This window comes from Paraburkholderia sp. SIMBA_053 (assembly GCF_046534895.1).
Lineage (GTDB): Bacteria > Pseudomonadota > Gammaproteobacteria > Burkholderiales > Burkholderiaceae > Paraburkholderia > Paraburkholderia caledonica.
Genome location: NZ_JAWRXU010000913.1, coordinates 1 through 263 on the forward strand (window position 1 = coordinate 1; position 263 = coordinate 263).

The following is a 263-nucleotide window of genomic DNA, read 5'->3' on the forward strand; positions in this document are numbered from 1 at the left end:
CCGTCACGGGCGTCTACACGACGATGTGGAACGTGTATCTGAACGAGCAGTTGAAGTTCACATCGAACTCGGCGTTCACGGATCTGAACGATCAGGCGTTCAAGTTCTGGGACTTCGGCCATATCGATCCGACGGGCGAGCAGAAGGGCCTCGACAGCAAGGGCAACATCATTCTCTACACGGCGGGCGACCTCGCCGCCGTGATGGCGCTCAACGTCGATCTGAAAGTGCTGTCGGCGAACGGGTTCTATGACTTCGTCACG

1 pseudogene is annotated in these 263 nt (G+C 57.8%); it reads left to right on the forward strand.

The features are described from left to right. Positions 1 to 263, forward strand: a pseudogene (locus SB753_RS38270) (peptidase S1); the annotation flags it as partial.